This window comes from Megasphaera sp. SC8-1 (assembly GCF_024436295.1).
GTDB lineage: Bacteria > Bacillota > Negativicutes > Veillonellales > Megasphaeraceae > Megasphaera > Megasphaera elsdenii.
In genome coordinates, this window is the sequence record NZ_JANFQH010000003.1 from 21,888 (window position 1) to 32,781 (window position 10,894).

Below are 10,894 nucleotides of genomic sequence, written 5' to 3' on the forward strand. Positions count from 1 at the left end.
ATCTTACTTCTTGTCGTCGTCGACTACGGTGTAATCGGCATCGACTACTTTTTCATCTTTCTGGCCATCGCTCTGAGCCTGCTGTGCACCGGCCTGGGCACCTGCCTGCTGCTGAGCCTGCTGGGCAGCGTCAGCGTTCTTGTACATTTCGCTGGTCAGGTCATAGAGCGGTTTGGTCAAGGCTTCGGAAGCGGCTTTGATCTTATCCGTATCGTCGGTCTTCATGGCTTCTTTCAAGGCAGCGATCTTATCCTTGATTTCCGAAACTTTGGAAGCATCGGCTTTGTCGCCCATATCCTTGATGGTCTTTTCAGCCTGGTAAATGAGGGAGTCTGCGTTGTTCTTGGCTTCGATGGCTTCTTTACGTTTCTTGTCTTCCGCTTCGTGAGCTGCAGCTTCTTTGACCATGCGGTCGATTTCGCTCTTATCGAGGCCCGACGAAGATTTGATGGTGATCTTCTGTTCCTTGCCCGTACCGAGGTCTTTGGCCGAAACGTTTACGATACCGTTGGCATCGATGTTGAAGGTGACTTCGATACGAGGTACTCCACGGGGAGCAGCCGGGATACCTGTCAGTTCGAAACGGCCGAGGGTCTTGTTGTCAGCAGCCATTTCACGTTCGCCCTGGAGGACGTGGACGTCAACGGACGGCTGGTTATCGACAGCCGTCGAGAAGACCTGGCTGCCGGATGTCGGGATGGTCGTGTTGCGGTCGATGATCTTGGTGAAGACGCCGCCGAGGGTTTCAATGCCCAGGGAAAGCGGAGTGACATCGAGGAGCAGGACGTCTTTGACATCGCCGACGAGGACACCGGCCTGGATAGCTGCGCCGATAGCAACACATTCATCGGGGTTTACGCCCTTGCTCGGTTCTTTGCCGAGGATGGATTTGATAGCTTCCTGGACAGCCGGGATACGGCTGGAACCGCCGACGAGGATGATCTTGTCGATTTCGTCGATGGTGAAGCCCGAGTCAGCAATCGCTTTCTTGGTCGGTTCCATCGTAGCCTGGACGAGGTCTTCCGTCAATTCGTTGAATTTAGCACGGGTCAAGGTCAAATCGAGGTGTTTCGGGCCCGTAGCATCGGCCGTGATGAACGGCAGGTTGATGTTGGTCGAGAGGACCGTGGACAATTCGATCTTGGCTTTTTCAGCAGCTTCTTTGAGGCGCTGTTCAGCCATCTTATCCTGCGAGAGGTCGATGCCCGTTTCTTTCTTAAATTCGCTGATCATCCATTCCATGACTTTGTTATCGAAGTCATCGCCGCCGAGGTGGGTGTTGCCGTTGGTAGCCTTTACTTCAAAGACGCCATCGCCGAGTTCGAGGATGGAAACATCGAAAGTGCCGCCGCCGAGGTCGAAGACGAGGATCTTGCCGTCGCCGCCTTTATCAAGGCCGTAAGCGAGGGCAGCTGCCGTCGGTTCGTTGACGATACGGAGAACGTCGAGGCCGGCGATCTTGCCAGCATCTTTGGTAGCCTGGCGCTGGCCGTCGTTGAAGTATGCCGGAACGGTGATGACAGCCTGCGTGACTTTTTCGCCGAGGTAGCTTTCAGCATCTTCCTTCAATTTCTGAAGAATCATTGCGGAGATTTCCTGCGGTGTATATTTCTTGCCCTGGATGTCTACAGTGTAGCTTTCACCCATGTGGCGTTTAATGGACGAAATGGTGTTTTCCGGGTTGGATACGGCCTGGCGTTTTGCCAGCTGGCCGACGAGGCGTTCGCCCGTCTTGGAGAAGCCTACGACAGACGGTGTGAGGCGAGAGCCTTCCGTATTCGTGATGACCGTAGGTTCGCCGCCTTCCATAACAGCTACTACGGAGTTTGTTGTACCTAAGTCAATACCAATAACTTTACTCATAAAAGATTCCTCCAATCTTATTTCAAACGATGGTTAACCGTTGAATGCAACTTTTACCATGGCCGGACGCAGTGTCTTGTCGCCCAGGAGATAACCTTCCTGGAGGACTTCTACGACGACGTCGTCATCGTATTCGTCACTGGGCACGCGCATGACGGCCTGATGATAATTGGGGTCGAAAGGTTTGCCGACGGCATCGATCTTGGTGACCCCTTCCTTTTCCAGGACGCCCAGGAGCTGTTTATAAATCATTTCATAGCCGTCGATGAAGGATTTCACATCATCTGCCACCTGGTCCTGCGGGACCTGCAAGGCCCGTTCGAAATTATCGATGACCGGCAGGATGCTACTGATGACGTCCATCTTGACGACTTCTGAAATCTGGAGCTTTTCAGCAGCTGTGCGTTTTTTATAGTTGGCAAAATCTGCCTGGAGACGGACGAACTGCTGCTGGAGCTTGGCGGCCTTTTCGGCGTCTGCGCTGGCAGCTTCGTCTTTGGCATCCGGTGCCTTTTGATCGGCACTTTCATCTGCCGCAGCTTCCTTGGCTTCGTCTGCCTTTTCTTTGGCAGCGTCTTCGACGACTTTTTCTGCGTCGTCTTTCAACACTGTGTCTTTTTCTTCTTTATTTTCTTTATTACTCATGTCTGTGTACCCCTCCCTACTTATCGTCGTGGTAATGCGCCAGCATATGTGTCACATGCTGTTTCATGAAATCCAAGAGACCGATAATCTTAGCATACTCCATACGGGCTGGTCCCAAGACGGCCAGCTTGCCGAGGACTACATCATGGTCGGTAAAGGTCGCTTCAATGATACTGCAATCATTGATAGGCGATAACTTCGCTTCTTCGCCGATGCGGACCGTAACGGCCTCGCCTTCTCCTTCGTCGTGAAGAAGATTGGCGACGACATCCTGTTCTTCCAGCATGGTAAAGAGGCTCTTGGCCTTGTCGACATCTTTAAATTCCGGCTTGTTCAAAAGTTCCATGGTCCCGCCTTTATAGAACTGCTGTCCCTTGTGGAAGGCCCGTCCCATGGACCGGAATGCCAGGCGGTATAATTCGACGTCATCGACGATGGTCTCGTGAAAGGCTTCGATGGCCTTTTCATCGATATGGTCTATGGCCATGCCGGCCAGGTAATTGGTCAGCCGCTGGGCGATGATGTTCAAATCGTCCAGGCTGGCACCGGCCGGTCTGGGGTAAAGGCAGTTCTCTACCTGCCCCGTATCGGTGACGACAATCATGATGGCCCGGCGGTCATCAAGCGGTAAGAAGCGGATGTACTTCAGCTTGGAATTGAGCCGCTGTGACGCCATGACCAGGGTGACGTTGTGGGTGATCCTGGCCAGTAACTTGGCCGTCGACTGAAAGATCTGGTCGACGCTGCTCACTTTATCCTGGAACCAGGCCCGGACGAATTGCTTTTCTGCGTCCGTGATCTTCGTCGGCTTGAGCAGGCAGTCGACGTAAAAGCGGTATCCCTTCAGCGACGGGATGCGGCCAGACGACGTGTGAGGCTGTTCCAGGTAGCCCATCATTTCCAAATCGAACATTTCGTTGCGGATCGTCGCGGCACTGACGCCTAAGTCATACTTGCGGGCAATCGTTCTCGACCCGACAGGTTCGGCAGAGGAGATGTAATCCTGAATAATGGCCTGCAGTATTTTTTGTTTTCGTGCATCCAAATCCATCGTACTCACCTTCTGCTCATTTGACTATTCTTAGCAGTCTGACTATTTGACCTCTAAGACTATATATAAGATAGCATGGAGAATATGTTTTGTCAAGAGAATATAAGTCAAAAAGTCAAATTAATTGCAAAAAAAGACGCTGTCCCATAAAGACAGCGCCCTTTTACGTCGATTCTTCGTCGTATGGAATTAAAAAGGATTAGCCCATCGCTTTCAGCGCTTCGATGGCGTCGAGATTACCTGTGGCAGCGGCTTTTTGATACCAGGCTTTGGCCTTGGCCGTATCGGCAGCTACACCCAGGCCGTACAAGTAGGCAATGCCCGTATTGAGCAGGGCTCGTCCGGCCGGGTTCCCCTTAGGACCATGGCCCTTTTCGCCCTGCTGGGCTGCCCCCTGGGTCGGAGCCGTCTGTTTCAGGACATCTTTGGCTTTTGTCTGAGCAAAGAGCCAATCCCGGATGCCTTCGATATTGTAGGCAAAGGACCACGTGTACATATGGCTGCCGCCTTGGAAGACCGTATAGTTAATCGGTGCCTGCTGGTCTTCCATGACCCGCATCATCTGTTCAAAGACAGGCGTCCCGCCAGTACTGTCCCACATACGGCTGCGGGCGACGACAGCGCCATCCTTTTCCCACAAGGCCGTCGCTTCATTCATGCCGGGGAAGGCTTTCGTATCGCCTTGGCAGACCGTAATCCAAAGATTCTTGTCCTTCAGTTTTTCCATTTCCTGCGTATCCCACTGGCAGACGACGAGATACTGACCAGCAAAGAGGTCCGGATACGCGTCGCTAATGGCAATGTTGGCCATGCCGCCCTGGGACTGGCCGGTCCCGTAGATGCGGTCCTTGTCGACACGGTACTTATGGGATACATCGAGGATAAGGTCCGTCACCAGCGTCAGTCCTTTCGTCCACTGGTGCGTATCCGTCGTCATCATGCCGATCGAGCGGATAAGGTCTTCCGTATACTGCGGTGCCAAGACGATGGCCGGATGCTTAGCCTGTTCTTCCGGCGTCGCCCAGACGATAGCCCCGTTGCCCTGATAAAGGACCGCCTTAGGGTCATTGATATTGGCACTGGCATCGGCAATAAAGACGACCATAGGATACGTTTTGGTCTTGTCAGCGTCGTAACCTTTCGGCAAGTACAGATTATAAGGCATTTTATAGCCCGTAGCCGGGTCCTTATATAGATAAGTCTGAAAAGCATCCTTGACGGCATCGACCGTCTTATCCGCTGTCAGCGCAACCGTCGTCGGGCCGTATGCCGTGCCGTCTGTGGCATAGACCGTCCCGGTCTGGCTGACGGAGACGCTCAGATCCGGTGCCTTACGGTCCGAATACATAGGCGCATCGCCGCCGTTCAGGGCATTAGCCCCTTCTTTACTCTTATCGCCTTGGTCCGCTTTGGGCTTGTTCTGGGAAGCTGCCGTCGGCAACGACGTAGCCGGATGAACCAGGCTGACGATGACGTAATCCCCTGTTTTCCCGGTCTGCGCCGTTTCCGGTACATCGTTGGTGTAGACCTTGTCAATGGTCTTGCCGGCGACGGTGAAGTCCGACGTCTTCAGGCGGCTGGCATCTATCGGCTTGGGATAATGGAGGGCCACAGCCGAGACGCTTTCGCCATCGCCATAGACCGTGCTCAAAGCTGTCACATCGCGAATAGAAGACTGCGCTGCCGGCACGGCTGTCGTCGCCGTCACAGCAGATTGACTCAAGCCTTCAACTGCCGGTGCCGCCCAGACAGGGGCCGTCAGGCTGAGGGCACAGCACAATACAGCCAGCGCGGTAATATGTTTACCTTTCATGAAGAGGTCACCTCGAATTGAATTTTTTGCAATTCATTATACCACGCCTGGTTAGCCTTCTTGTGGCCGTTGTGACACAATTTGATGGAGACTCGTGGCTCGTGGTTCTCCTAGTCACGGACAACGGAAAAGGACCTGCCGCACAGCGACAGGTCCTTTCTCTATTAGGAGTCAAACAATGGAATTATTTACCTTCAAACGTTGCTTTGCGTTTTTCGCAGAAAGCAGCCATGCCTTCCTTCTGGTCAGCCGTGGAGAAGCAGAGGCCGAAGACTTCAGCTTCATAAGCGATACCGGTTACGACGTCGCAGTTGATGCCGCGGTTGATGGCAGCTTTGGAGAGCTGTACTGCAATAGGAGCGTTCTTAGCGATCTTCTTAGCCAATTTAACAGCAGCCGGCATCAGTTCTTCCTGCGGGAAGACTTCATTGACCAAGCCGATAGCTTTTGCTTTTTCAGCGTCGATCATGCCGCCCGTGTAGATGAGTTCTTTCGCGTGGCCGCGGCCTACGACACGGGTCAGGCGCTGCGTGCCGCCAAAGCCCGGAGTGATGCCCAAGCCGACTTCCGGCTGGCCGAATTTAGCGTTTTCAGCTGCATAGCGGATATCGCAAGCGCAGGAGAGTTCGCAGCCGCCGCCGAGAGCGAAGCCGTTGATAGCTGCGATGACAGGCTGCGGCAGGTTTTCGATTTCCGTGAAGACGTTCTGACCGAACTGGCCCCATTCGCGGCCTTCAGCAGCGTTCTTGGAAGCCATTTCTTTGATGTCAGCGCCAGCGACGAAGGATTTAGCGCCTGCACCGGTGATGATGACGACTTTGATAGCTTTATCAGCTGCAATCTTTTCAACGACGTCTTTCAATTCGCTGACCGTAGCCTGGTTCAAAGCGTTCAGAGCCTTCGGGCGATTGATCGTAATCGTTGCAATACCGTCTTCTACAGCAAAAATAATGTTCTGGTAATCCATGAGAAAAACCTCCTAAAACATATAATAGTATAGTAATAATATGTATAACAGGACGCCCCTCCCCTATGGGGACCCAGCTTCCAGACCGCCCCTGTCGGCTGGGACAGACGTACTGCCGATACGCGTATGAGATTCTAAAAATAATACGGGGTGTGAAAGTCACGCCCCGTATTCGATTAGCAGATTGCTAACTTATTTCGTGTAATCGTAGAAGCCTTTGCCAGTCTTACGGCCGAGGTAACCTGCCTGGACATATTTCTTGAGCAATGCGCAAGGACGATATTTCGGATCGCCGAAGCCATCATAGAGGACTTCCATGACATGGAGAACGACGTCGTTACCGATAAGGTCGCAGAGAGCCAGAGGTCCCATCGGATGGTTGAAGCCGAGTTTGCAGACGTTATCGATATCTTCTTTGGAAGCAACACCTTCCATCAAAGCCTGGATAGCTTCGTTCAGCATCGGGATGACGATACGGTTGCCAGCGAAGCCCGGGAAGTCGTTGACTTTAACCGGCGTTTTGCCGAGGTCTTTCGAGAGTTTGTCGATCTTGTCGTACGTTTCTTCGGAAGTAGCGATGCCGTTGATGACTTCGATCAATTTCATGACAGGAGCCGGGTTGAAGAAGTGCATGCCGATGACTTTGTCCGGGCGTTTCGTAGCTGCGCCGATCTGAGTGATAGCCAGGGACGAAGTGTTGGATGCGAGGATCGTGTGTTCCGGGCAGAATTCGTCGAGTTCTTTGAAGATAGCCGATTTGATCTTCAAGTCTTCGATAGCTGCTTCGACGACGAGGTCGATGTCTTTCATGTTATCAGGGGTACGGGTTACGAAGCCAGAGATGCGAGCCATCGTTGCGTCTTTGTCTTCCTGGGTCATTTTGCCTTTGGAGACCTGTTTGGTCAACTGTTTTTCGATTTTAGCTTTGCCGCCAGCGATGAATTCGTCTTTAATATCGTTCAAGACGACGTCCCAGCCGTGCGTAGCGAAAACCTGGGCAATGCCCGAACCCATTGTACCTGCACCAATAACCATTACTTTACTCATGTTTAACTCCTCCTTCGTCGCGTGATTTTTTTCACTAGATTTCTCTAAAAAAAATCACGCACGTTCTAAATAAGATTCACTGCTTACACTGATAGTATACCACACTTCCCAAAAAAATCCACTAAAAAACGGCACTTTTTTCAATTTTTCACATTTATGGCATGCATTTTATGAAATAATCAAGAAGTCAAATTACTTCTCCGCATTATTCAATACAATTGCCTCATAGGTGTATGTGACGTTATGAACTTACATCATAGGAGATACTTCTATTTTTCACAAAGTGCATGGATAGCGATTCCCTCCGGGAATCACAGGTCACCGCGACATCAAAGATGTCGCTCCGCAGGGGCCGTCCCAAAGGGCGGTTTGCAGAGAAAACCTTCAAATTTAAAGCCATCCGCTAACAACTAACTGCTAGCCACTAACAACTTTAAAGGGCTTGTCGTCGTGCGACAAGCCCTTTTTGAGTTTGAAGTTTGAAGTTAAGAGCAACCTCTCAGTCAGCTTCACTGACAGCTCTCCTATGAGGAGAGCCGGGCGCCGCCCTTCGGATAGCGTTGTTCACGGGATTCAGGCGGGCCGCCTTATCAGGACGGCCCCTACGAAAAACCCCCAATCGGGACCATTTTTACGAGTCGAGGGTCATCCAAGGCGATCTTGTCCCTTTGAGGCTCTGCCGTGCAACGGCCCCTACGCCCCTACGCCCCACGAGCCACGAGCCACGAGCCACGAACCACGAGCCACGAACCACGAGCCACGAACCACGAGCCACGAACCTGCCGTGCAACGGCATCCGTAGGGGCCGTCCCAGAGGGCGGCCCGCTACGCGCTGAGGGTATCCCGAAGCGTCGTTTTCATTTTGAGTCTGTCGCGGCGGGCCGCCGCATCTGAGTCCGAAGCGGCCTGCGAACTGCAGCCTGCGAAAATGGATTACAACACGCCGTTCAGGGCTTTGAGCAGGCCTTCGCGTTTTTCGTAGGCCTTGCGGTAGGTGGTGGTATTGTTTTCGTCCGGGACGTAGGTGGCCTTGACTTCCAGCTGGCGCTGGAGGGCCTGTTTGAGGTCCGGGACATCGCCTGCGGCGTAGGCGGCGACGATGCAGTTGGTCGGGACGGCACCGCCGGCGACTTTCAGGGTCACGACTTTCGTATCCAGCATGTCGGCCTTAATCTGGTTCCACAGTTCGTCGCGGCTGCCGCCTTCAGTGATGGTCAGCTGGGTCAGGTCGATGCCGGCCTTGCGGTAGCGGTCGGTGATTTCCATGTAGTCGTAGCCGATGCCTTCGAGGACGCAGCGCCACATAGCGCCCTGGTCGGAATCGAGGGTCAGGCCCGTGAAGGTCCCGCGGACGTTGGGATAGTCCCCATTGCCGCCGGTCAGGTAGGGAATGAACATGGCGCCGTCGCAGCCGGGCTGATGGCGCTTGGCCAGTTCGTCCAGGGTCCCGTAGTAATCATCGCCTTCTTCGCGGGCGATGCTGTCCTTGAACCAGCGCAGGGCCAGGCCGCCCGTGCGGACCATGCCCCAGTAGAAATACGTCCCCGGCAGGGTGCCGGAGTTGAAAATGAGGTTGCTCCCCGGTACGGACAGTTCCGGGATGATGCCGTCGGTGGCGGCGCAGAACATGGCACACGTTCCGGCGACGTCGACAGCGCGGCCCGCTTCCAGGATGCCGCTGCCCATCATGGATTCCATCGTATCGCCGGCGCCGGCGCAGATGGGGATGCCTGCGGGGAAGCCCGTTTCCATGGCATCTTCTTCACAGAGCGTGCCGATGATGTCCCAGGGCTTGACAATGCGGGGCATATACGTTTCCGGGATGCCCAGGATTTCCAGCTGCTCCGGCGACCATTTCTTCTGGACTACGTCGTAGCCCAGGCCCCAGCCGGACATGGCGCCCCAGTCGATGAAGGCGTCTTCCCCTTTGAGGCCGGCCAGGTGCATGAGGACATACGGGCAGTTGTGGACGAACTTGACGCCCTTTTCCTGCCAGGCCGGGATGTTCTTCATGAACCAGCGGGCGAACATGGCCGGGAACATGATGTTCGGTTCGGCATTGCCTGTTTCTTTCCCCCAGATAGCGAGTTTCTTCGCCTTCAGGGCTTCCACGTCGTCGGCCGTGCGGCTGTCGAGGTAATTGACATAGGGCGTGATGGCGTTGCCGTCGGCGTCGATGCCGGCGATGCCGCAGATGATCCCGTCGCCCATAATGGCCCGGACCTTCTTTACGTCCCAGCCCTTTTCCTCCATCTGGCGGCTGCACGAAGCCATGCACTGCTTGATGAGGCGGTAATATTCATCGACGTCCATCTGGACCCAGCCCGGATGGGGATAGGCCAGATGCGTCTTGGCCGTGTCCATGGCCAGGCAGTGCTGGTCCTCGTCATAGACGGCGACTTTGACGCTCTGCGTGCCGGCGTCGAAACCGAGATAATACTTGTCACTCATGGGTAACACATCCTTTCCGTTCACCCGCGGCAGTCCTTTACCATCCCGCCAAGGCGGCTCACGAGGCCCGTCGTCGATTCATTCGGCTTGGGAAAACGGCGCAGGGCGGTCATGGCTTCGACATAACAGAAGAACTCTTCCATGGCCGTCTCGATCCGCCCCAGGGTCTGGCCGTCGATGTGCTCGATGAGGGCCAGGTCGTGCTGTTCATAGCGGTTGATGTAGCCGTAGAGCGAACAAAACGTACCGGGCCGCTTGGTGTAGGAACAGAAAAAGCAGTATTCCACCATGGCGTCGCATTTCTTGAGCGTATCCTGCCGTTCGACGCCGACAAATTCCTGCCGTTCCTGGATGATCGTCTTGATCCAGTTGTTCAAGACGCCTTCGAAGAAAGCGAACAAGGAAAGGAGCGCCGCCCGGTAATAGCGCCGGGCCAGGAACGTCCCTTTCTTTGTCCCCTTCTCCTGCTGCATAGCAGCCCGTTTCTTAAATGTACAATAATCCTTCCACAACTCTTCATAAATGGAAGCATGCAATATATCCATATCACCATTATGGAAAATAGTGACATCAATCTTAGCCTTCATAAAAGCGGCTACCCTCCTACTTGGATAACTTCAGGAAATCCGGGTCCTTTTCGGCCATGCGCGTGAGGATTTTCTCATAGCCGCCGCTGCCGTAGACCAGGCAGCGCTTGATGCGGCTGATCGTCGCCGTACTGGCACCGGTCTTCTGGACGATGTCTTCATAGATATCGCCGGCCTTGAGCATGCGGGCCACTTCCAGGCGGGCCGAAATGGCCTTCATTTCCTGAATGGTACAAAGGTCTTCAAAAAATTCATAACATTCGTCGACACTTTTCAATTCCAAAATAGCACGAAACAGCTGATCGTGCAAATGATCTCGCAATTTTTCATTCACTGCCATGACAATCCCTCTTTCTATGACCATTTCCTTTAGTTCGTTAAACACTAAAAATATTATACGGCACGACAGGTCATCTGTCGAGGGCGTCTCTATAATTCATCCCAAATCATCCAAATACCCACCGGGATGT

Annotated in this window: 9 protein-coding genes; all 9 read right to left on the reverse strand. The window is 53.7% G+C overall.

Annotation, left to right across the window (positions count from 1 at the left end; translation table 11 throughout):
- Positions 1-3: 3 nt before the first annotated feature.
- The 9 genes from dnaK to NOS26_RS00280 all read right to left on the reverse strand — a co-directional run bounded on the left by dnaK (position 4) and on the right by NOS26_RS00280 (position 10,764).
- Complete coding sequence (gene dnaK / locus NOS26_RS00240; RefSeq protein ID WP_014016404.1) at positions 4-1,863, reverse strand: molecular chaperone DnaK; 1,860 nt, start codon at positions 1,861-1,863, stop codon at positions 4-6.
- Between the two features lie 33 nt (positions 1,864-1,896).
- Positions 1,897-2,508, reverse strand: a complete 612-nt coding sequence (grpE, locus tag NOS26_RS00245) for a nucleotide exchange factor GrpE (RefSeq protein WP_014016403.1) — start codon at positions 2,506-2,508, stop codon at positions 1,897-1,899.
- A gap of 16 nt (positions 2,509-2,524) precedes the next feature.
- Positions 2,525-3,559, reverse strand: a complete 1,035-nt coding sequence (gene hrcA, locus NOS26_RS00250; protein ID WP_014016402.1) for a heat-inducible transcriptional repressor HrcA — start codon at positions 3,557-3,559, stop codon at positions 2,525-2,527.
- 199 nt (positions 3,560-3,758) lie between these two features.
- The gene (locus NOS26_RS00255; protein ID WP_014016401.1) at positions 3,759-5,372 is read right to left on the reverse strand and encodes a hypothetical protein; all 1,614 of its coding nucleotides are present in this window, start codon (positions 5,370-5,372) and stop codon (positions 3,759-3,761) included.
- Positions 5,373-5,556: 184 nt separating this feature from the next.
- The gene (locus NOS26_RS00260; RefSeq protein ID WP_014016400.1) at positions 5,557-6,339 is read right to left on the reverse strand and encodes a short-chain-enoyl-CoA hydratase; all 783 of its coding nucleotides are present in this window, start codon (positions 6,337-6,339) and stop codon (positions 5,557-5,559) included.
- A 192-nt stretch (positions 6,340-6,531) separates the two neighbouring features.
- Complete coding sequence (locus NOS26_RS00265; protein WP_014016399.1) at positions 6,532-7,386, reverse strand: 3-hydroxybutyryl-CoA dehydrogenase; 855 nt, start codon at positions 7,384-7,386, stop codon at positions 6,532-6,534.
- Positions 7,387-8,319: 933 nt separating this feature from the next.
- Positions 8,320-9,837 carry an FGGY-family carbohydrate kinase gene (locus NOS26_RS00270; protein ID WP_255917089.1) on the reverse strand — a complete coding sequence of 506 codons (1,518 nt, stop codon included), beginning with the start codon at positions 9,835-9,837 and terminating at the stop codon, positions 8,320-8,322.
- 20 nt (positions 9,838-9,857) lie between these two features.
- Positions 9,858-10,424 carry a hypothetical protein gene (locus NOS26_RS00275; RefSeq protein WP_255917090.1) on the reverse strand — a complete coding sequence of 189 codons (567 nt, stop codon included), beginning with the start codon at positions 10,422-10,424 and terminating at the stop codon, positions 9,858-9,860.
- Positions 10,425-10,440: 16 nt separating this feature from the next.
- On the reverse strand, positions 10,441-10,764 hold the full coding sequence (locus NOS26_RS00280; protein ID WP_255917091.1) for a YerC/YecD family TrpR-related protein: 324 nt from the start codon (positions 10,762-10,764) through the stop codon (positions 10,441-10,443).
- Between the last annotated feature and the right edge of the window lie 130 nt (positions 10,765-10,894).